Below are 20,822 nucleotides of genomic sequence, written 5' to 3'. Positions count from 1 at the left end.
GCTCAATGATCGTGATGATGGTGATGGCCACCGCGGGCGCCACCGGGCTGGGGCGGCTCGACGGCTTCGACCGCGTCCGCAGTATCTTCATCGAGTATCGTGACGCCGACCCGGCGGGCGCTGATCAGGTTTTCCAGGCGCGCAGTATAGTCTTCCGGCCGGCCTTCCAACGCAACCAGCAGCACCTCGCCGCCAAACCGCACCCGCCAGTGTAGATTGCCGACGTGGTAGCCGAGCTCCACCGCGTCGGCGATCGAGCGCGGCTCCAATCGCAACCAGCGTTCGGTTGCGGCGCGGACCACGATCGCACGGTCGGGCTCCAGCAGCAGCACGGCGCCGTCGAAGAGCTTTTCATGACGAGGCAAGGCGATCGCCAACTCTTCACCGCCGCGCGTGGTGATCAAGAGACGTCGCCGCGCCAGATCGGTCGCCGGCACATTGGCGACATCGACCGCCCCCTCATGTTCAAGACGGTGAAGCGCCTCGGACAAAGCGGGCTCGACCCGGCTCCCCAGCACGCGTTCGATGCGCAGCATCGCAGCTACCTCGCGAATTTCATGATCATGCAAGATGGGCGGCGGATATCAGTCCGCCGCCCCCGGCGGTATGCGTCCTAGCGGTGCGCTACCTGCTTGTTCGGGATGCCCTCGATCGGACATTCCTCGGTTCCCACCGTGCTGCGCGTGAAGGACTCGACCATCTCCCGCGTGCCTTCCGGATCGGCGATCCACTTGGCGTAGAAATCATATGGGCAGGCCGCAACGCCGCGATCACCCTCACCCGAATTGATCATGCCCGTGTAACCGCGATGCACCAGCTTGAAGAGATGGTTCTGCGACTGGCCGTTCTTGCGGGCATCGCGGATCAGCGACTTCGACAGCTGGGCATAGTTGACGCCGTACTCTTCCTCGCCGCATTCGCCGAGCGTCCGGCCGTCGAAGCCGATGATCGCGGAATGGCCGAAATACGAATAGACGCCGTCGAAGCCCGTGGCGTTGGCGACCGCAACATAGACATTGTTTGCCCAGGCCATCGCCTTGGCCATGATGACCTGCTGGTCCTTGGCCGGATACATATAGCCCTGGCACCGCACGATCAGCTCGGAGCCCTTCATCGCGCAATCGCGCCAGATCTCGGGATAGTTGCCGTCGTCGCAAATGATCAACGAGATCTTCAGCCCCTTGGGGCCCTCGGAAACATAGGTGCAGTTGCCGGGATACCAGCCCTCGATCGGAACCCAGGGCATGATCTTGCGATACTTCTGGACGATCTCACCCTTGTCGTTCATCAGGATCAGGGTGTTGTACGGCGCCTTGTTCGGATGCTCCTCGTGGCGCTCGCCGGTGAGCGAGAATACGCCCCACACCTTGGCCTTGCGGCAGGCCTCGGCGAAAATCTCGGTTTCATCGCCTGGGATCATCGAGGCGGTTTCGTACATCTCCTTGGAATCGTACATGATGCCGTGGGTGGAGTATTCCGGGAAGATCACAAGATCCATGCCGGGTAGACCGGTCTTCATGCCGACGACCATGTCGGCGATCTTGCGGGCGTTGGCGAGCACCTCCGCCTTGGTGTGAAGGCGCGGCATCTTGTAGTTCACGACGGCGACGCCGACCGTGTCATTGCTTGACGTGATATCACCGTGCAGCATCTTTGCTCTCCTCTAAGAAGTTCTTGCAGCTTCAGCTCACACCGCCATATGACGATGAACCATCTCGTCGGTCAGTTCGGAAATCGCCCCGGACACGACCACGCGTCCCTTCTCCATCATGGCGAAGCGATGCGCAGCGCGACGCGCAAACGAGACGTTCTGCTCGACCAGGATCACGGTGAGGCCAACCTCCCGATTGAGGCGGATGATGATCTTCTCGATCTCCTCGACGATCGACGGCTGGATGCCTTCGTTCGGTTCATCGAGCAGGATCACCTTGGGATCGGCGGCAAGCGCACGAGCGATCGCGAGCTGCTGCTGCTGCCCGCCCGAAAGCACGCCGCCATTACGGGTCAGATTGTTCATCAGATAGGGAAACAGCTCGGCGACCAGTTCCGGGATCTCGCGCTTGCCGTCATGCCGGGCAAACGAGCCCATCAGGATGTTCTCGCGGATCGTGAAATCCGGAATGATCTCGCGCCCCTGCGGTACATAGGCGATGCCGGCCCGCGCCCGCTGGAACGTCGGCTCCTTGCCGATCTCGCGCTCGTTCAGCCTGATCTGCCCGTCTATCCGGTCGGTCAAGCCCATCAGCGTCTTCAGCAGCGTAGTCTTGCCGGTGCCGTTACGTCCGAGCACCGCCGTGACCTCGCCGCCAGGCACCTCGAGGCAGACGTCGTGCAGGATGTGGCTGCGATCGTAGAAACTATCGACATGCGAGAACGCCAGCATCAGGAAATCCCCTTCGAGCCGAGGTAGGCTTCCTTCACTTTCGGATTCGTCTCGATATCCGTAACGCTGCCCTCGGCGAGAACCTGGCCCAGATGCAGCACGGTGATGCGTTCCGCGATCTCGCGCACAAAGGCCATGTCGTGCTCGACCACGATGATGGTGTGGCGGCCCCGGAGGTTGTTGACGATCAGGGAGGTCTTGTGCGTCTCCGCCTGGGTCATGCCGGCGGTCGGCTCGTCCAGCAGGATGATTTTCGGATCTTGCGTGATCAAAAGGCCGAGCTCCAGCCATTGGGTCTGGCCGTGGCTCAGATAGGCCGCTACGCGGTTGGCTTCGTCGGCCAGCCCGATCAGTTCGAGCACCTCCTCGACCTTCGCCTTGGCCGGAAAGCCGAAGCCGAGATTGGCGAATACGCCGGGATTCTTGCAGCTCGCCACTTCGAGATTGCGGCGGACCGTGAGCTCCTTGAACACGCTCGGAATCTGGAACTTGCGGCCGATGCCGGCGCGAGCGATCCGATGCTCTTCCCAATTGGTGATGTTGGTATCATGCAGGAAGACGCGGCCTTCGGTCGACTTGGTCTTGCCCGAGATCAGATCCATCAGCGTGGTCTTGCCGGCGCCGTTTGCACCGAGCAGAACCCGCAACTCCCCCTCCTCGATGATCAACGACACGCCGTTGACGGCCTTGAAGCCCTCGAAGTCGACGCCAAGCCCGTCGATGGTCAATGCTGCCTGCGCCATGGGCTACTCCGCGAGCTGTGAGGTGGCATCGTGGACACGCAGCGCGGGCGACGCATGCGGCGTCTTGCGCGCGACCACACGATCGATCAGGTCGTGAGCAAGCCCTGCAATGCCGCGCGGCAGATAGAGCACGACCAGCACGAAGATCAGTCCGATGATGGCTTTCCAGGCCTCTGCAAACCCCTCGGCTTCGCTGACGGTTGCCGAAATCATGTTGATCGCAATTGCGCCGATGCAGGCGCCGAGAATCGAGGCACGGCCGCCGACCGCCGCCCACACCACCATGGTGATCGAAAAGCTCAGATCCATGAAGGTCGGTGATGCGAATTCCGAAACGATGACATAGAGCATGCCGGCGAAGCCCGCGATGGCCGCCGAGACCGCGAAGAAAAAGGTCTGGTAGGCCGGCACGTCAAAGCCGAGATAGCGGGCGCGGTTCTCGTCGTTGCGAACCGCCTGCAGGATCACGCCGGCGCGGGTGTCGATCAGCAGCCGCGCTGCAAGCAGCACGACGCTCAGCGAACCCGCGATCAGGTAATAGGTCGGCACGATATAGGGATCAAATTCGAAATCGCCGATCTTGAACCAGCCCAGATCGGTCAGGCCGTTGAAGCCGTTCGTGACCGGCTGGGCATCGATCATCACCAGCCGGACCAGCAGCACCAGCGCCAGCATGATGATGGAAACGAACACGCCGGAGATTCGCTTGCGGAAGACGATGAGGCCGACCACCACCGCCATCAGGACCGGCAGGATCAGGCCCATGGCAAAGCCGAACCATTGGCTCTGAAATGGCAGCCACAGGAACGAGGCCTTGGTGATGCAGCAGAGCTCGGTCTTGGCCCCCGGCTCGGCGTTCCACAGCATGAAATCCGGCACCGGCTTGTCGGAGCCTTGCTGCAGACTGGTGGCGCTGGCCAGCTTCAACGACATCGCCAGCATGTAGGCTCCGGCGCCGAAGAACAGTCCCTGGCCGAGATTGAGGATGCCCGCATAGCCCCAGGACAACGCGACTGCGATGCCGAGCATGCCGAACACCAGATATTTGGCGATGCGATTCAGCCAGAACGGGTCCATCACCAGCGGCACCAGCATGATCAGGATCACGAAGCCGGCGTAGATCGCCCAGTCGATGCGGCGCTGCGAAGACATTTCAGCGTCCCCTGAGGGCGAACAGGCCCTTCGGCTTGAGAATGATGATCGCGATCACCACACCGAACACCACCGCGCGCGCCAGGATGTCGTTGGTCCCGGCGGCAACCACACCGTTGATTTCGCCGAGGATCCCGGCCGACAGCACCGATCCGAGCAGGCTGCCGACGCCGCCCATCACCACGACCATGAAGCCGTCGACCACCATCGGCGTGCCCATGTCCGGAAACACCGTCTTGAAGCCGGACATCATCACGCCGGCGACGCCGGCAAGGCCGGAGCCGAACGCGAAGGTCAGCGCGTTGACGCGGTCGACATCGATGCCGCAGGCCGCGGCCATCTTCGGATTGCGGATGATGGCGCGGACCTGGGTGCCTGCGACGGTTCGGTAGAGCAGGAACCACGTGGCGAACGTAAGAACCGCCGTGATGAGGATGATGAAGGTCCGGTAGCGATTGATATCGGCGCCGGCGATGTGAAGGGTACCCTGCAATATCCCGGGTACATCGACATTCTGCAGGCCGGGGCCAAGTCCCTGGATGTGAATGCCGAAGAACGAGAGCCCGAACTCCAGCCGCACGGCCTGCTGAATCAGGATCGCGACGCCCCAGGTCGCCAGCAGGGTATCGAGCAGCCGTCCGTACAGTTTGCGTACTACGATGCGCTCGATCAAAAGCCCGAGCAGCGCCGTCACGATAAAAGCGAGCGGGATTGCGACGAAGATGTTCGTCCCGAGCCAAAGGCCCGACAGCACCGTCACATAGGCGCCGACCATGACCATCTCGCCATGCGCCATGTTGATGACGCCCATGGCGCCATAGGTGATCGCAAGGCCGAGGGCAACCAGGAGAAGGATCGAACCCAGGCTGAGACCGATGAACAGAACTTCGAGCATGGCAACACCTCATCGTCCATCGCACGGCAGACCGCGCGATGGACCAGGTTTCCTTGACGTCAGGTTTTCAGCTTGCTTGCGTCGAGCCCCTTCGACGTGCAGAAGAGGTTCGTCGGCGTCTCGCCATAGGCGACATAGGGCAACGGCATCACCGGCTCCTTGTAGGCATCGATGATCTTGCCCTGACCGTCCGGTTGCCATTGCGCGATGCGCGGGGTCAGGTAGGTGTGCAGGTTCTCGGCTTCGATCTTGACGTGGCCGTTGGGCGCGTCGAACTCCTGGCCCTTGACCGCCTCGCGGATCGCAATCGGCGTGACCTCGGCGGCCTTCTCGACCGCCTGCTTCCACAGGAAGACCTGGAAATAGGACGATTCCAGCGCGTGGTGCGTCACCGCCTTCGGATCCTTCACGAAGGCCCGATAACGCGCGACGAAGGCCTTGTTGCGGTCGATATCGATTGCCTGGAAGTAGGGAAACGAGGTGTACGAGCCGACGGCATAATCGGCCCCCATCGCCGCGATCTCGATCTCGGAGGTCACGGTCGCGCAGATCGGAAGCTTGTCGTGGGTGAGACCCTGGTTCTTGTACTCGCGGTAGAAAGCGATCACGGAGTCGCCGACCACGTTGGACAGCACGACGTCGCAGCCCGAGTTCTTGATCTTGTTGACCATCGAACCCCATTCGGAATGGCCAAGCTCGAGATATTCGTCGGCGATCCATTCGCCGCCGTTCTTCTCGATCAGAATCTTGGAGACCTTGGCCATCTCGCGCGGATAGATGTAATTCGATCCGACGATGAAGAACTTCTTCTTGCCGAGCGTCTTGATGATCCACGGAATGAAGTTCGAGAGCTGCTGGTTCGGAACAGCGCCGGTATAGACGACGTTCTTAGAGCACTCGAAGCCTTCGTAGTAGGTCGGGTAGAAATAGAGGTTGTTGCGCTTCTCGAACACCGGCAGCACGGCCTTGCGGCTGGCCGAAGTATAGGAGCCGAAAACGGTCGGCACCCGATCCTGGATGACGAGTTTCGACGCCTTCTCGTTGTAGGTCTTCGGATCCGACGCGCCATCTTCGGCGATCGCCGCGATCTTCATGCCCTTGACGCCGCCGGCAGCGTTGATCTCGCTGATCGCCATCATGGTGGCGTCGTGCAGCGATTTCTCCACGATCGACAACCCGCCGGTCAGCGAGAACAGCACGCCGACCTTGATCTCGCCCGCGGCTTGAGCGCCCGTCGAAAACACCCAGGGGGATGTGATCAACGCGCCGCCCGCCAAAGCGCCGCTCTTCAGAAATTTACGTCTATCAACTGCCATTGCACACTCCCCGTTAGCTCCAGACACAGATCTCCGATCGCACCGAAGTACGCTGCTTCCGTCAGACAATCGCCAAGACTCAAGCGGGCGTCGTCAACACGAAGGTGGCGACAACACCACGCGCCCCAAGAAACAAAAAAAAGCCCGACGGACCCTCGCGGGTCCTTCGGGCTGCTCAGCCAGAGCCGAACCAGCATCATCGATGGTTCGGCAAAGTCGCGAAAGATTTTCTCTTCACGACGGTCGAAAGCTAATCACCTTTGGCGCGATATTGCAACAGCTCGTTTGCGTGAATGATCGCGGAGGCCATGTCGTCCATCGACAAGCGCTTCGACATGGCTTGTCGCCGGATGCTTTCATAAGCATCAGCCTCGCTCAATCCCTGGCCATCCATCAGGATCGCCTTGGCTTTCTGGATGCGTTGAATGCCTGCGAGCTTGCGTTCGAGCTTGCGTACACGCTTGTCAGCTTCGCGACGCTCCAACCACAGGCTGCGCGCAATGGTAATGTTGGTCAACAAGCCGAACGGCCGGATCGGACGCTCGATGACGGCGACGGCGCCGAACTCGAGCACAAGTTGCAGCGTCGACGGATCCTCGTAGGACACGACGGCGATCAGGGTCGGCCGGCGATTGACATCGGATTTCAACAGGCGCTGCATCTCGGTCCGCATGTCGTGCTCGATCGCGAGCAGCACGATGTCGGCCCCTTCCTGCCAGCATTCCGGCACGGGCCATTGCATCTCCACCATGCAGCCGATGCGACGCAGATGCTCGACCAGCTTGGTCCGCTCCGAATCCGGAGGATGCACGACATGAACCCGCAGACCACGCAGATCGCGAAGAATTTGAATGGCCACGCCCGGTTCTCCGTCCCACTAGGTAACCACGGGAATCATGGACGAATGAGTTGCTGGTCATCGACGGACCAATCGTCGAGGCTCTGCACGACACAATAGGGATCCGGTTTCACGCGCACACCTGGATTCCACACGATCTGGAATCGGCCGTTTCGATCAAGCCGCGCGATCCGCGGCCAAAGATAGGTGTGGTTGTTTTCGGGATCGACACGCACCCTTCCCTGCGGCGCATCGAACTCGAAATCCCTGAGATTGCCAAGCACCTGTTCTGGATCGTCGGAGCCGCACTTTCCGACGGCACGCATCGCCAGATGCACCTGGAAATAGGACGCTTCGGCGCCGGCCGTCACGGGCGCATCGTCTCCGTATTTTTGCTTGAAGCTCGAGACGAAACGCCGCGCAGCCGCCGAGGACAGGGTCTCGAAGAACGGTGCCGCGGTGATGTGTCCCTCGGCAGCCTCCGCGCCCATTTCGGCAACCTCCGCCTCGTTGGTGGCGAGACTTGCTATCGGCATGCGTGCGGGGTCGAAACCTGCCGCGCGATAGGCACGGTAGAACGCCGCAGTGCCGGCTCCAACCACGGTGGAGAAGATCACCTCCGGCGAGGTCTTCTTGATCCGCGCGATGACCTTGTCGAAATCCCCCTGGCTGGCTTGCAGCGGCACATAGATCTCGTCGAGCACCTTGCCTTTGCTCTGCACGACGAAGTCCGCCATCAACCGGTTCGATTCATAGGGATAGACGTAATTGGAGCCGACGAGCAGAAAGCGGTTGCCGTAAGTGGAAAGCAGGAAACGCGCAAGCTGAATCGAGTTCTGGTTGGGCGCCGCGCCGGTGTAGATGCAATTGCGCGAATACTCGAACCCCTCGTACTGCGTCGGATAGAACAGCAGGCCGCGGTGGCCTTCGACGACCGGAAGCACAGCCTTGCGCGTGCTGGACATGTAGCAGCCGAACAAGATCCTGATGCGATCGAACTGGAACAGCCGCTCGGCAAAAGCGCGGAATTTCTTCGGATCTGAAGCCGGATCGTAGATCACGGGTTCGACCGGTCGGCCGAGGACACCGCCATTGGCATTGATCTCCTCGATCGCGAGCAAGGTCGCATTCAGCTGCGTGCGCTCGATGGCCGACGTCACGCCCGTCTGCGAGAACAGCACGCCAACCCGCCAACTGTCCGAATGGTCTTTGGCTGACACCATCAAATCACGATCGTTGGCTGCATCCGTCAACGCCGCCCCTCTTCTCGCGGTGCCGTATCGCGCCTTTGCGGCATCTCCAGTCTATGAAAAATAATGGGGATGACGTCAACGGCCGCATCAAACGCCCGGAACGGCCTTGGGCACGACGCACTTCTTTCGGATATCAACAGTCCAGGGTGTTGTCTCGTTCCCATTGGGTCAGATGGCGTGCGTAGTCGTTCCACTCCTCATGCTTCAGCTTGAGATAGGCGGGTACGAACTCCCCGAGATGATCCCGCAGCACGCTCGAATGTTCGAGCGCTCGCAAGGCATCGAGCAGATTCATCGGGAGCCGCTTGGCCGAGGTCACGGTGTGCCCCTCGGTATACATGTTGATGTCGAGCCGCTTTCCGGGATCTCGCTTGTTGCTGAGGCCGTCGAGTCCGGCAGATAGAACCGCGGCCTGCAGCAGGTAGGGATTGGCAGCACCGTCGGCGAGCCGCAGCTCGAAGCGGCCCGCCTCGGGAATTCGGATCAAGTGGGTTCGGTTATTTCCGGTGTAGGTAACCGAGTTCGGCGCCCAGGTCGCGCCCGAGAGCGTTCGCGGCGCGTTGATGCGTTTGTAGGAATTGACCGACGGATTGAGGATAGCGGCGAGAGCGTCAGCCGAATTGATCACGCCGCCGAGGAAATGATAGCCGAGCTCGGAAACGCCGAGTTCGCCGCCTTCGTCCTCGAACAGGTTTCGTTCACCTTTCCACAGCGACACGTGCACATGACAACCGCTGCCGGTCAGCGAGATGAACGGTTTCGGCATGAAGGTCGCGCGGAGGCCATGCTTCTCGGCGATGGAGCGCGCCATGTATTTGAAGAAGGCATGCCGGTCGGCCGTGACCAGCGCCTCGTCGAATTGCCAGTTCATCTCAAACTGACCGTTGGCATCCTCGTGATCGTTCTGATAGGGCTGCCAGCCAAGCTCCAGCATGGCGTCGCAGAGCTCACTGATGACATCGTAGCGCCGCATCAGCGCCTGCTGATCATAGCAAGGCTTTGTCTGCCGGTCGGCGGTGTCGCAGACTTCGCGGCCATCCTCGGTCAGCAGGAAGAACTCGCACTCAACGCCGGTCTTCATCGTCAGGCCGGCCGCCGCAGCCTCCGCAATCTTGCGCTTGAGGACGTTGCGCGGCGCGTGCGCAACCGGTTTGCCGTTCATCCAGGGATCGGCGGCCAACCAGCCGACCTCGCGCCGCCAAGGCAACTGGATGAGCGTATCCGGATCCGGTACGGCAAACAGATCCGGATCAGCAGGCGTCATATCGAGCCAAGTGGCGAAGCCGGCAAATCCCGCGCCGTTCTTGGCCATGCCGTCGATCGCCGCAGCCGGCACCAACTTGGCCCGCTGTACGCCGAACAGATCGGCATAGGAGATTAAGAAGTATTTGATCCCCTTCTCGCGCGCTATATCCGAAAGCTTCGTCGACATCGTTGTCTCCAGGCTACTCGTCGTTGAGCAGGTTCACGCCAGATCCGTCTTCGGATCGTCATGACCCGGGTATCCACGAAGTTCCGGCCAAGGGAACGCGCGCCATCGCCGCGGCTTCGAGCGTCAGCGCCACGAGGTCCTCGGGCTCGAGATTGTGCACGTGGCTCTTGCCACAAGCACGGGCGATGGTCTGGGTCTCGAGTGTCAGCACCGAGAGATAGTTCGCGAGGCGCCGGCCGGCCTTGACCGGGTCGAGCCGTGCGGCAAGCTCCGGGTCCTGCGTCGTGATCCCGGCGGGATCGCGTCCGTCCTGCCAGTCATCATAGGCCCCTGCAGTGCTGCCCAATTTCCGATACTCGTCTTCGAGACCGGGATCGTTGTCGCCGATCGCGATCAGCGCGGCCGTCCCGATCGAGACCGCGTCCGCTCCCAACGCGAGCGCCTTGGCCACATCCGCGCCGCTGCGGATGCCGCCCGATACGATCAGTTGGACCTTGCGATGCATGCCGAGATCTTGCAAAGCCTGTGCCGCGGGCCGGATCGCAGCGAGGATCGGCAGGCCGACATGCTCGATGAACACATCCTGCGTCGCAGCGGTGCCGCCTTGCATGCCGTCGAGAACAACGACGTCGGCACCGGACTTCACCGCGAGCGCCGTATCGTAATAAGGCCTGCTGGCACCGACTTTGACGTAGATCGGCTTTTCCCAGTCGGTGATCTCGCGCAACTCCTCGATCTTGATTTCGAGATCATCCGGTCCGGTCCAATCCGGATGCCGGCAGGCCGAGCGCTGATCGATGCCTTCCGGCAACGTCCGCATCCTGGCGATGCGTGGCGAGATCTTCTGGCCCAGCAGCATGCCGCCACCACCGGGCTTGGCGCCCTGCCCGATCACGATCTCAATCGCATCCGCGCGCCGGAGATCGTCCGGGTTCATGCCATAACGCGAAGGCAGATATTGATAGACCAGGATCGACGAGTGCCCGCGTTCCTCGTCAGTCATGCCGCCGTCACCGGTCGTGGTCGAGGTCCCGACTGCGGATGCCCCGCGCCCCAAAGCTTCTTTCGCCGGCGCCGACAGCGCACCAAAGCTCATGCCGGCGATCGTGATCGGAATCTTCAACTCGATCGGCTTGCTGGCAAAGCGGCCGCCCAGCACGACATTGGTGCCGCAGCGCTCGCGATAACCCTCCAGCGGATATCTGGAGATCGACGCGCCGAGAAACAGCAGATCATCGAAATGCGGCAGCTTGCGCTTGGCACCGCCGCCGCGGATGTCGTAAATGCCGGTCGCCGCCGCGCGCTGGATCTCGGCGATCGCCTGCGGATCGAAGGTCGCGGAGAACCGCGGTGGGGTGGCGGCCTTCGGACTCTGTGCGTTCATCGGGAAGCCGTCCTGCCTCAGTAAGCGTCGACGTTGTCGATGTGGAAATGATAGAGCTTGCGGGCCGATCCATAGAGCCGGAAACCGTCTGGGCCGCCGTCCGAACCGGCCGACAGCCCCGCCCTCTCCAGCACCCCGAGAAGAATGACCTTGTCCTCGTCCGACAACGGCTTCTCGATGCAGTCTGCACCGAGGCTTGCCACCGATCCGCGCACGAAAAGCCGCGCCTCGTAGATGGAATCGCCGAGCGCCTCGCCGGCATCGCCGAACACGATGAGAGTGCCGGCCTGCGCCATGAACGCACTCATCGGACCGATCGAGCCCTTCACGACGATATCGATGCCCTTCATCGAAATGCCGCAGCGCGCCGACGCATTGCCCTCGATGACCAACAGCCCGCCGACGCCGGTCGCCCCCGCCGCCTGGCTGGCGTCGCCCTTCACCCGGACTTCGCCGGACATCATGTTCTCGGCAACCCCGACGCCGGCATTTCCGTCGATGACGATGGTGGCGCGCTTGTTCATGCCGGCGCAGTAATAACCGACATGCCCCTTCACCTCGACGGTCACGGGGGCATCGAGACCGCAGGCGATGGCATGCTTGCCTTGCGGATGCTCGATCACCCATCGCGTCTCGTTGGTCTCCGGCGTGAGCCGATGCAGCTCGCCATTGAGTTCACGGACGCTGCTTTCCTCAAGATCGACCGAGCGCATCAGCGCAGCTCCCACGCATAGACCCTGGCCGGCTCCGGCTCGAAGACCCGAGCTCGTTCGGCATTGGGAAGCACGGCGAGCGCGCGATATTCCGATCCGAACGCGACGTAGTCGTCGGTCTCCGCCATGACGGCTGGCTTGCAACTGATGGGATCGCGGAGCACCGCGAATCCGCTCTCGGTTCCGACCACGAAGGTGAAGAACCCGTCGAGATCAGCGAGACTGTCCGTCAACGCCTGCTCGAGCGACGCGCCCTGCTGCATGCGCCAGGTCAGGAAACCCGCAGCAACCTCGCTGTCGTTGTCCGTTTCGAACGTCAGTCCTTCGCGGCTGAGAAAGCGCCGTACGCCGTAATGATTGGAGAGCGAGCCGTTATGAACCAGACACTGGTCCTTTCCGGTCGAAAACGGGTGCGCACCACGCGTCGTCACGGCGGATTCGGTCGCCATCCGGGTGTGGCCGATGCCGTGCGTGCCGCTCATTCCCGACAGCTCGAACCGCTTGGCGACTTGCTCCGGAAGCCCGACCTCCTTGAACAGCTCCATCCTGGCGCCCACGCCTACCAGCGTCACGCGACTGTCGCGCGCGATCAACAACCGCACCTCTTGTTCACGCGCCAACGGCACCGAGACCACGGCGTGGGTGTCGTGAAGGACGGCGTCCAGATCGCCCGCACCCGCCTTGCCGAGAGCCGCTACCGCCTCGCGAATCTCGGCGGCCGATGCTGCACGCAGCGTAAGCTTGACGTGATCTGCTTGCTGGCTGCCGTAGACCGCGAACCCCGCGCTGTCGGGGCCGCGATCGCTCATCACGCCGAGCATGGCCGCAAGGTGAAACCCGAGCTCGGGATAAAGCGCCGGGTTCTTGAGGAATAGACCGACAATACCGCACATGCCTGCTCTCCATCGGGCCAGCCATGCATATCGTCCCGCGTGGACGACTGTCAACTATCGAGAACAATGTTTTCTTGTCAGGAAATATGGAATAGTGTGGTCCAGGCTCCGCCTCCATCGTCCCCAATGCGATCATCTCCATGCACTACTCGATCTTCAGTCTCGTGCATCAAGCCCTGTTCGGACATCGCGGCTGGACGGCGGCTTGGCGCGACGCGAGCCCGAAACCGTCCTACAACGTCGTCGTCGTCGGCGGCGGCGGGCACGGCCTTGCGACGGCTTATTATCTCGCGAAGCATTTCGGCATCGCCAACATTGCCGTGCTGGAAAAAGGCTGGATAGGCTCCGGCAATGCCGGCCGCAACACCACGATCATCCGCTCGAACTACCTGCTGCCCGGCAACAATCCCTTCTACGAATTCTCGATGCAGCTCTGGGAAGGTCTGGAGAAAGATCTGAACTACAACGCGATGGTGAGCCAGCGCGGCGTGCTGAACCTGTTCCACTCCGATGCGCAACGCGACGCCGCAGCCCGCCGCGGCAACGCGATGCGGCTGCATGGTGTCGACGCCGAACTGCTCGACCGGACTGCCGTCCGGCGCATGCTGCCGTTCCTCGATTTCGATAATGCCCGATTTCCAATCGAGGGCGGCCTGTTGCAGCGACGTGGCGGAACGGCCCGTCACGACGCCGTCGTATGGGGCTATGCGCGCGCGGCCAGCGACCGCGGCGTCGACATCGTCCAGAATTGCGAAGTGACCGGCATGATCCGTGAGGGCGATCGCGTCGTCGGCGTGGAAACGACGCGCGGCACAATCCGCGCACCAAGGGTGGCGCTGGCGGTTGCCGGGAATACCTCGCGGCTGACGGCGATGGCCGGCCTTCGCATGCCGATCGAAAGCCACGTCTTGCAGGCGTTCGTCAGCGAGGCCGTCAAGCCGCTGATTCCGGGCGTCGTCACCTTCGGCGCAGGCCACTTCTATATCAGCCAGTCCGACAAGGGAGGCCTCGTGTTCGGCGGCGACATCGACGGCTACAATTCCTATGCGCAACGCGGCAATCTGCCGACTGTAGAGGATGTCTGCGAAAGCGGAATGGCATTGATGCCGATGATTGGACGGCTACGGATGTTGCGCTCATGGGGTGGCATCATGGACATGTCCATGGACGGCTCGCCCATCATCGACCACACGCCGCTTGACGGCCTCTATCTGAATGCCGGCTGGTGCTATGGCGGGTTCAAGGCCACGCCGGCATCCGGCTGGTGCTTCGCCCATCTGATTGCCCGCGACGAACCGCATCCAGTGGCACGCGCCTTCCGTCTTGACCGTTTCGCGAGCGGGCACTTGCTCGATGAAAAGGGCCAGGGCGCCCAACCCAATCTGCACTGAAGGTCGATCGGCATGCGCATTCCCTGCCCGTTCTGCGGCAATCGCGACGTCAGCGAATTCGCCTATCTTGGCGATGCCGGCGCCCCGCGGCCGGCTGCAGAAGCACCCGACGCCGACCGCCAATTCTTCGAAGCGGTCTATCTGCGGGACAATCCGTCCGGACTGCATCGCGAACTCTGGTATCACGCGTCCGGCTGTCGAAGCTGGCTGGAAGTCGAGCGCAATACCAGGACCCATGACATCACCAAAGCGACCTTTGCCCGCGACCGGGTCCGTTCATGAGCGACATCAGCGCCCCGCGACCCAACAGAATCGACGGCGGTCTGATCGACCGCAGCAGAGCATTGCGCTTCCACTTCGATGGCAAGTGCTATCACGGCTTTGAGGGCGATACGCTGGCATCCGCACTTCTCGCGTCCGGCGTCAGGATCGTCGGCCGCTCGTTCAAATATCATCGGCCGCGCGGCATTATGACCGCCGGCTCCGAGGAGCCGAATGCGCTGGTCGAATTGCGGAGCGGCGCACGTCGTGAGCCGAATACACGTGCCACCACCGTCGAGCTGTATGATGGGCTCGAGGCGCGGAGCCAGAACCGCTGGCCATCGCTGCGTCACGATATCGGTGCGGTCAACTCGCTGTTGTCGTCCCTGTTTGTCGCCGGCTTCTACTACAAGACCTTCATGTGGCCCGCTTCGTTCTGGGAGCGAGTCTATGAGCCTCTGATCCGACGTGCCGCTGGCCTCGGCAGGGCCAGCCTGCAGCCCGATCCCGACCAGTACGAGAAGGCGTACGCCTTCTGCGACGTGCTGGTCATCGGCGGTGGCCCCGGCGGTCTCGCCGCCGCGCTGGCAGCGGGACGCGCGGGCGCCCGGGTCATCATCGCGGATGATGACTTCATCCCCGGCGGCCGGCTGAACAACGACGTCCACACCATCGACGGCCTCTCAGGCGTTGAATGGGCCAAATACACCGCCAAAGAGCTGGACGCACTTCCGAACGTCACAATGATGACGCGGACCACAATCTTCGGCGCCTATGACGGGAGCACTTTCGGCGCGCTCGAACGCGTTTCCGATCACCTTCCCGTTCCCCCCGCACACCAGCCGCGGCAGCGCCTATGGAAGATCGTGGCGCAGCGATCCATTCTTGCGGCAGGCGCCATCGAACGGCCGATCGTGTTCGGCGGCAACGACCGTCCCGGAATCATGCTGGCCTCCGCGGTGCGCACCTATCTCAATCGCTACGGCGTGGCACCGGGCAAGGCGGCGACCCTGTTCACGAGTTGCGACGACGGCTGGCGCACCGCGCTCGACCTCGCGCGTGCCGGAGTCAAGGTCGAAGCCATTATCGATGCACGATCCGAGATCTCCCCATCGCTGGTCGCCTCCGGCCAGACGATCGGCGCCAGACTGTTGAAGGGCGCGCACGTCATCGACACACGCGGCGCACATGGTCTCAGCCAAATTCGCGTGCGGACCAATAAGGGCGACGACATCGCGATCGAGTCCGACCTGCTTGCGGTCAGCGGCGGCTGGAATCCGAACCTCGCGCTCTCGACCCATCTCGGCGGTCGTCCGCGCTGGTCCGAGGAACGCTCGGCCTTCCTGCCCGGCGATCTGCCGCGGAATCTCGTCGTCATCGGCGCCGCGAGCGGCGCATTCACGCTGGCGGACGCGCTGAAGCAAGGGGCGGCTGCCGGGACGGCCAGTGCGGATGCTGCCGGATTCAATGCCGGGGCCCCGCCCGACTTCGTCGTCGACGACGAGAGCATCTCCGGCCAGCCGCTGTGGCAAGTCTCAGCATCCCGATCGAAGGCTTTCGTCGACTACCAGAACGACGTGACGCAGGCCGACATTGCGCTTGCCGCCCGCGAGGGCTTTACGTCGGTCGAGCATCTGAAGCGCTACACCACGCTCGGCATGGCCACCGACCAGGGCAAGCTGGCAGCCGTGATCGGTCACGCCATGATGGCGGCGCTCACGGATCGTCCGATGCCTGAGGTCGGCACCACCATCGCGCGACCGCCCGCCACGCCTGTCGCGATCGGCGCCTTCGCCGGCCGTCATCGCGGCCAGGATTTCCGCCCGGTCCGGCTGGCGCCGAGCCACCGCTGGGCCGAACAGCTCGGCGCGACCTTCGTCGACGCAGGCCCGTGGCGGCGCGCGCAATGGTTCGCGCGAGCAGGCGAAACGGACTGGCTTTCAACCGTGATTCGCGAGGTCAAGACCGTGCGCAGCGCCGTCGGCGTCTGCGACGTCTCGACCTTGGGTAAAATTGACGTCCAGGGCGCGGATGCCGGTATCTTCCTCGATCGCATCTACATCAACACCTTCTCCACCCTGCCCGTCGGCAAGGTGCGCTACGGACTGATGCTGCGCGAGGACGGCATCGCGATGGATGACGGAACCTGCGCCCGCTTTGCGCCCGATCACTACGTGATGTCGACGACGACGGCGAACGCGGCGAAGGTGATGCAGCATCTCGATCACGCCCGACAGGTACTCTGGCCCGAGCTCGACGTCCAGGCCGTCTCCGTCACCGAGCAATGGGCCCAATTCGCCATTGCCGGACCGCGTGCGCGCGATCTTCTGGATCGTCTGCTCGGCGGCGCGATCGACCTATCCGATGCCGCATTTCCGTATCTCGCCTGCGCGGATTTCTGCTGGAGAGGGCGGCCGGCGCGGCTGTTCCGCGTCTCCTTTTCGGGCGAGCTTGGCTACGAGCTCGCGGTCCCGGCGCGCTTTGCTGACGAAACGATCCGCGCCATCATGGAGGCCGGCACCGGGTACGGCCTCACTCCATATGGCACCGAAGCGCTTGGCGTGATGCGTATCGAGAAGGGACACATCGCCGGCAACGAGCTGAACGGCACCACCACCGCGCACGATCTGGGGCTCGGCCGCATGATTGGCAAGAAGGACTTTATCGGCAAGGTGCTTGCGCGTCGGCCCGGACTCGTCGATCCGGACCGTCCGGCCGTGATCGGGTTGAAGCCGATTGACCGGCGGCAGCGCCTGCGCAACGGCGCTCACCTGCTCTCGCCCGGTGCAGCCGTCAAGCTCGAGAACGATCAGGGATATGTCACCTCGTCGGCATTCTCGCCGACGCTCGGCCATTGGATTGCGCTGGCTCTGCTGGCACGCGGCCGGGAGCGCCTGGGACAGATCCTGCGAGTCGTCGACCCGCTGCGAGGTGCCGATTTCGAGGCCGAGATATGTTCTCCCGTCTTCTATGATCCGGAAGGAGCGCGGCTGCGTGGCTGATCGTCTCCATCATGGCTTTGCGGCGTCCTCCAACCCGGGCGTCATCGTATCGATACGCAATGATCTCGGCTGCGCGACCATCATGGTTCGGCGCGGCGCGGACGAGCAATTGAAACAGCGCGTCAAGACCGCCTATGGAATCGATCTCGTTCCCGGTCCGCGCCGCAGCGCATCCGGCAATGTCGCCCTTCTCGGCGTCGGGCCTGCGACCTGGCTGGCGACGCAGGACGATGGCGGCAATGGATTTTCCGTCTCGTTGAAGCAGGCTGTCGGCGATGCCGCATCGGTGACCGATCAGACCGACGGCTATGTCATCCACCGCGTCAGCGGGCCGCGGGTCCGCCAGGCTCTCGCCAAGGGTTTTCCGATCGATCTGCACGACCGCGCATTCGCGCCGGGCGCCGTCGCCGTGACAGCCGTTTCGCACCTCGGCACCATCATCTGGCGGCTGGATGATCTGGAGGAAGGTACACCGGTTTTCGAGATTGCAGTCTTCCGCAGCCTTGTCGACAGTTTCCGTCGCTGGCTGGATGACAGCCTGGCAGAGTTCGGGTTCGCACGGAACTGATCGCCTGTCGGCGATGCATCGAAGCTGCGTGCCGTCCAATCCTGCTGTACTGGTCGACCGGCCCTGGGCTCTGCTCCGGGACTCATCTAAAGGACCTATCCGATGGCGAGGGCCAAAAGCTCGAAAACAGTCTCACGCGAGGCGCCTGAATATCGTACCGGCTCCAACGCACCTCAGGATCCCCGCAACCTCGAACGCGCCCTGGGCGCCCAGATCCGAAAGTTGCGCCGGGACGGCGATCTCTCGGTGCTCGACCTATCAGCCGCATCGTCCATCTCGGCCGGCATGCTGTCGAAGATCGAGAACGGGCAGATTTCTCCGTCATTGGCGACGCTTCAGTCGATCGCCAAGGCGCTCAACGTCCCGCTCAGCCTGTTGTTTGCGGCCTCAGAAGAGCGACGCGATTGTTCATTCGTACGCGCCAAGCAGGGCGTCGTAATCGAGCGGCGCGGAACCAAAGTGGGGCATGTCTATCAATTGCTCGGACATGTCATCGGCGGCGACGTCGTCGTCGAGCCGTACATGATCACGTTGAAAGAGGACGCCGAGCCCTTCACGGCATTCCAGCACGCCGGCATGGAATTCATCTACATGCTCACTGGCGAGGTCGACTATCGGCACGGCGATAGCAGTTACCGTCTGCGGCCCGGCGATTCCATCCTGTTTGATTCCGGCGCGTTGCACGGTCCCGAGAGGCTCGTCAAGCTGCCCATGACGTATCTGTCTATCATCGTGTATCCGCGCGGGTGATCTTCGCCAACATGCTTCCCCAGCAAGCGGCGGCATCAGCAAACTCTCCTGCAGCTGCCGGTTGGCTTGTTCGTCGATGGAGTTGATCCGGCAACCGCCATCGCCAGCAATTGACATCGCACTAGACGATGAAGTCCGTCACATGCAGGTCCGCCGTTCGGACGCCCTGCAGCGTTATCGTATCGCTGACCGTCAGGTGAACCACGGCATTGCCCGAGGCGTCGTCGCTGATCAGGCTCTTCAGTGCAGCCCAATCCGCAAAGCCGTAGTCTTGCACGTCGATCAGATCGTGCTCGACCGCCGCGCTGCCGACGATCGTATTGCCTTGATTGAAGTCATGGATCAGGTCCTGGCCCGAGCCCTTTTCGAACGCGAAGATGTCGCTGTTCGGTCCGCCCCACATCTCGTCATTGCCGCCTTTGCCGTTCAGGATGTCCCTGCCGCCTGTGATCGAACCTGGGGCCGCTGGATCGTAGGTCCGCGCGTCGCCCATCAACATGTCGACGTACGATCCGCCCGCGAGGACATCGTTGCCCCCCTGCGCGTTACCGGACATGGAATCGACATCGCCAATCAGCAGGAAGGAATAGAAGTGAAGATTGCCATGGAGATCGACAATCGTGAGGGTATCGTTCCCACCACGTGCATCACCTGAGAGCCCACCCGCATCGCCGTATAAGTTCCCACCTCCAGTCTGGGCTTCGTCTCCGATCGTGAAGATGAGGTTGTCATTGCCGCCGTGCGCGTGATCGGTCAGGCCGAACGCATCGCCGTACAGAACTGCCGAGCCGGTCTGTCCGGTCTGGAGAGCGACCAGCGTGTCGTTGCCGCCATGGGTGTCCCCGGACATGGTTCCGCCATCGCCGACCAGTGTGTTCAATGACCGGCCGCCGAACACGCCGGTGACGGTGTCGTTGCCGCCCTGCACGTGGTCAGACATGGCACCCTCGGCGTCGCCATAAAGTGTGAAGCCGTTGCGTACCGAGCCCGTGCTGTCGCCGGTCACCGTGTCGTTGCCGCCTTTGGAATGGCCGGACATGGATTGAGCATCACCGTCGACGATGACGGTGTTGTTCTCGCCCGCGATGCTGACCGTGAGTGTATCGTTGCCGCCCCGGGAATGATCCAGCAGGGCTGCGGCATCGCCCACGAGATTGATGTACGTCAGGCCGTCGACGTTCACCGTGATGGTATCGTTGCCGCCATGCGCGTTGGCCGGGAACTCAGGATCTCCGAACAGGGTTTCAAAGCTGAGCTGCGGAATGGTCAGCGTGATCGTGTCGTTGGGCAGACGGCGCATGGCAACTCCAATTTCAAAGGCGGAAGAGAACGTGAAGATGCGGGGGTCTCCCTCGCGAAACACGAGCATTTCGCTCGGACGGCCAAAGCTACCTCGGGTTGATGACCGAGATTCGCCGAGAACTGGACATGATTGCGACCGCCGCGCGGCATCTATCATTCCTCATATCGCCAGGAACAGAGGGCATGTTGAGACCGGACGTTTGCAGTGGAGCGCTAGACCGACGCTTGTGGCCCTTCAGCGATCTCAGAAGACGTCTGCTTTGCTGCCGCTGTTAGAGGCCGAGCGGACATGAGTGGCCAGCCGCTTAGTGAGTACACAAACCAGCAAGTGCTTCACGAGAAACCACTCAGAGCGATTCTCAGACCCGCTCGAAATCTGTGCTGCGTAGCTAAAAAGGTTTTGTTTGATCTCGTAGTGTGCACGTCGCGCCACGAAGTTTTGCAGTACGCCGCCCAAGTACCACTCTCGGAAAGACTCTCGGTGTCACCCGAGGAGGCAAGCGCGCTTACTGGGATCGGGTTGACAGCCATTCGTGAGGGCAATCG

The 20,822-nt window shown here is 62.3% G+C and carries 19 protein-coding genes; 5 read left to right on the top strand and 14 right to left on the bottom strand.

The window, feature by feature from the left end:
- Positions 1-2 precede the first annotated feature (2 nt).
- The 13 genes from ureE to EDE08_RS16880 form a co-directional block, all read right to left on the bottom strand.
- Positions 3-536, bottom strand: a complete 534-nt coding sequence (ureE, locus tag EDE08_RS16940; protein ID WP_131870207.1) for an urease accessory protein UreE — start codon at positions 534-536, stop codon at positions 3-5.
- Positions 537-613: 77 nt separating this feature from the next.
- Entirely contained in the window at positions 614-1,651 is a 1,038-nt protein-coding gene (locus tag EDE08_RS16935) for an aliphatic amidase (RefSeq protein ID WP_131870208.1), read from the bottom strand.
- Positions 1,652-1,687: 36 nt separating this feature from the next.
- Positions 1,688-2,383, bottom strand: a complete 696-nt coding sequence (gene urtE, locus EDE08_RS16930; protein WP_131870209.1) for an urea ABC transporter ATP-binding subunit UrtE — start codon at positions 2,381-2,383, stop codon at positions 1,688-1,690.
- On the bottom strand, positions 2,383-3,126 hold the full coding sequence (urtD, locus tag EDE08_RS16925) for an urea ABC transporter ATP-binding protein UrtD (protein ID WP_131870210.1): 744 nt from the start codon (positions 3,124-3,126) through the stop codon (positions 2,383-2,385). The genes urtE and urtD overlap by 1 nt, the downstream gene beginning before the upstream one ends.
- Positions 3,127-3,129: 3 nt before the next feature.
- Entirely contained in the window at positions 3,130-4,278 is a 1,149-nt protein-coding gene (gene urtC / locus EDE08_RS16920; protein ID WP_131870211.1) for an urea ABC transporter permease subunit UrtC, read from the bottom strand.
- Position 4,279: 1 nt separating this feature from the next.
- Complete coding sequence (gene urtB / locus EDE08_RS16915) at positions 4,280-5,173, bottom strand: urea ABC transporter permease subunit UrtB (RefSeq protein ID WP_131870212.1); 894 nt, start codon at positions 5,171-5,173, stop codon at positions 4,280-4,282.
- 59 nt (positions 5,174-5,232) lie between these two features.
- Positions 5,233-6,489 (bottom strand): ABC transporter substrate-binding protein, encoded by a 1,257-nt coding sequence (locus EDE08_RS16910; RefSeq protein ID WP_131870213.1) that lies wholly within the window; start codon positions 6,487-6,489, stop codon positions 5,233-5,235.
- 250 nt (positions 6,490-6,739) lie between these two features.
- A complete protein-coding gene (locus tag EDE08_RS16905) occupies positions 6,740-7,348 on the bottom strand; it encodes an ANTAR domain-containing response regulator (RefSeq protein WP_131870214.1) in 609 nt (202 codons plus the stop codon).
- A 35-nt stretch (positions 7,349-7,383) separates the two neighbouring features.
- Complete coding sequence (locus EDE08_RS16900; RefSeq protein ID WP_131870215.1) at positions 7,384-8,550, bottom strand: transporter substrate-binding domain-containing protein; 1,167 nt, start codon at positions 8,548-8,550, stop codon at positions 7,384-7,386.
- Positions 8,551-8,713: 163 nt separating this feature from the next.
- Entirely contained in the window at positions 8,714-10,012 is a 1,299-nt protein-coding gene (gene glnT, locus EDE08_RS16895; RefSeq protein WP_131870216.1) for a type III glutamate--ammonia ligase, read from the bottom strand.
- A 58-nt stretch (positions 10,013-10,070) separates the two neighbouring features.
- Positions 10,071-11,396 carry an FMN-binding glutamate synthase family protein gene (locus EDE08_RS16890; protein WP_131870217.1) on the bottom strand — a complete coding sequence of 442 codons (1,326 nt, stop codon included), beginning with the start codon at positions 11,394-11,396 and terminating at the stop codon, positions 10,071-10,073.
- A 17-nt stretch (positions 11,397-11,413) separates the two neighbouring features.
- Positions 11,414-12,109, bottom strand: a complete 696-nt coding sequence (locus tag EDE08_RS16885; RefSeq protein ID WP_131870218.1) for a GltB/FmdC/FwdC-like GXGXG domain-containing protein — start codon at positions 12,107-12,109, stop codon at positions 11,414-11,416.
- Complete coding sequence (locus EDE08_RS16880) at positions 12,109-13,002, bottom strand: class II glutamine amidotransferase (RefSeq protein ID WP_131870219.1); 894 nt, start codon at positions 13,000-13,002, stop codon at positions 12,109-12,111. Before EDE08_RS16880 ends, EDE08_RS16885 begins: the two co-directional genes overlap by 1 nt.
- A 140-nt stretch (positions 13,003-13,142) precedes the next feature.
- Between EDE08_RS16880 and EDE08_RS16875 the strand changes: the two genes are divergently transcribed.
- The 5 genes from EDE08_RS16875 (at position 13,143) to EDE08_RS16855 (ending at position 18,974) form a co-directional block, all read left to right on the top strand.
- The gene (locus tag EDE08_RS16875; protein WP_131870220.1) at positions 13,143-14,393 is read left to right on the top strand and encodes a sarcosine oxidase subunit beta family protein; all 1,251 of its coding nucleotides are present in this window, start codon (positions 13,143-13,145) and stop codon (positions 14,391-14,393) included.
- A 12-nt stretch (positions 14,394-14,405) separates the two neighbouring features.
- Positions 14,406-14,675, top strand: a complete 270-nt coding sequence (locus EDE08_RS16870; RefSeq protein ID WP_131870221.1) for a sarcosine oxidase subunit delta — start codon at positions 14,406-14,408, stop codon at positions 14,673-14,675.
- Complete coding sequence (locus EDE08_RS16865) at positions 14,672-17,656, top strand: sarcosine oxidase subunit alpha family protein (protein WP_131870222.1); 2,985 nt, start codon at positions 14,672-14,674, stop codon at positions 17,654-17,656. Before EDE08_RS16870 ends, EDE08_RS16865 begins: the two co-directional genes overlap by 4 nt.
- Positions 17,649-18,224, top strand: coding sequence for a sarcosine oxidase subunit gamma (locus EDE08_RS16860; RefSeq protein WP_165935982.1), 576 nt, complete (start codon positions 17,649-17,651; stop codon positions 18,222-18,224). Before EDE08_RS16865 ends, EDE08_RS16860 begins: the two co-directional genes overlap by 8 nt.
- 102 nt (positions 18,225-18,326) lie before the next feature.
- Complete coding sequence (locus tag EDE08_RS16855) at positions 18,327-18,974, top strand: helix-turn-helix domain-containing protein (protein WP_131870224.1); 648 nt, start codon at positions 18,327-18,329, stop codon at positions 18,972-18,974.
- Between the two features lie 121 nt (positions 18,975-19,095).
- On the opposite strand, the gene EDE08_RS16850 is transcribed toward EDE08_RS16855, so the two are convergent.
- A complete protein-coding gene (locus EDE08_RS16850; protein WP_131870225.1) occupies positions 19,096-20,274 on the bottom strand; it encodes a calcium-binding protein in 1,179 nt (392 codons plus the stop codon).
- Between the last annotated feature and the right edge of the window lie 548 nt (positions 20,275-20,822).

Origin of the sequence: Bradyrhizobium sp. R2.2-H, from assembly GCF_004346455.1 — a bacterium.
Taxonomy (GTDB): Bacteria; Pseudomonadota; Alphaproteobacteria; order Rhizobiales; family Xanthobacteraceae; genus Bradyrhizobium; species Bradyrhizobium diversitatis.
This window is presented reverse-complemented; position numbering and strand designations above follow the sequence as displayed.

What these genes read in the sequence shown, in the direction of transcription:
- ureE (WP_131870207.1), bottom strand. Translation starts at nt 536, where the DNA reads ATGCTGCGCATCGAACGCGTGCTGGGGAGCCGGGTCGAGCCCGCTTTG.
- EDE08_RS16935 (WP_131870208.1), bottom strand. Translation starts at nt 1,651, where the DNA reads ATGCTGCACGGTGATATCACGTCAAGCAATGACACGGTCGGCGTCGCC.
- urtE (WP_131870209.1), bottom strand. Translation starts at nt 2,383, where the DNA reads ATGCTGGCGTTCTCGCATGTCGATAGTTTCTACGATCGCAGCCACATC.
- urtD (WP_131870210.1), bottom strand. Translation starts at nt 3,126, where the DNA reads ATGGCGCAGGCAGCATTGACCATCGACGGGCTTGGCGTCGACTTCGAG.
- urtC (WP_131870211.1), bottom strand. Translation starts at nt 4,278, where the DNA reads ATGTCTTCGCAGCGCCGCATCGACTGGGCGATCTACGCCGGCTTCGTG.
- urtB (WP_131870212.1), bottom strand. Translation starts at nt 5,173, where the DNA reads ATGCTCGAAGTTCTGTTCATCGGTCTCAGCCTGGGTTCGATCCTTCTC.
- EDE08_RS16910 (WP_131870213.1), bottom strand. Translation starts at nt 6,489, where the DNA reads ATGGCAGTTGATAGACGTAAATTTCTGAAGAGCGGCGCTTTGGCGGGC.
- EDE08_RS16900 (WP_131870215.1), bottom strand. Translation starts at nt 8,550, where the DNA reads ATGGTGTCAGCCAAAGACCATTCGGACAGTTGGCGGGTTGGCGTGCTG.
- glnT (WP_131870216.1), bottom strand. Translation starts at nt 10,012, where the DNA reads ATGTCGACGAAGCTTTCGGATATAGCGCGCGAGAAGGGGATCAAATAC.
- EDE08_RS16890 (WP_131870217.1), bottom strand. Translation starts at nt 11,396, where the DNA reads ATGAACGCACAGAGTCCGAAGGCCGCCACCCCACCGCGGTTCTCCGCG.
- EDE08_RS16885 (WP_131870218.1), bottom strand. Translation starts at nt 12,109, where the DNA reads ATGCGCTCGGTCGATCTTGAGGAAAGCAGCGTCCGTGAACTCAATGGC.
- EDE08_RS16880 (WP_131870219.1), bottom strand. Translation starts at nt 13,002, where the DNA reads ATGTGCGGTATTGTCGGTCTATTCCTCAAGAACCCGGCGCTTTATCCC.
- EDE08_RS16875 (WP_131870220.1), top strand. Translation starts at nt 13,143, where the DNA reads ATGCACTACTCGATCTTCAGTCTCGTGCATCAAGCCCTGTTCGGACAT.
- EDE08_RS16870 (WP_131870221.1), top strand. Translation starts at nt 14,406, where the DNA reads ATGCGCATTCCCTGCCCGTTCTGCGGCAATCGCGACGTCAGCGAATTC.
- EDE08_RS16865 (WP_131870222.1), top strand. Translation starts at nt 14,672, where the DNA reads ATGAGCGACATCAGCGCCCCGCGACCCAACAGAATCGACGGCGGTCTG.
- EDE08_RS16855 (WP_131870224.1), top strand. Translation starts at nt 18,327, where the DNA reads ATGGCGAGGGCCAAAAGCTCGAAAACAGTCTCACGCGAGGCGCCTGAA.
- EDE08_RS16850 (WP_131870225.1), bottom strand. Translation starts at nt 20,274, where the DNA reads ATGCGCCGTCTGCCCAACGACACGATCACGCTGACCATTCCGCAGCTC.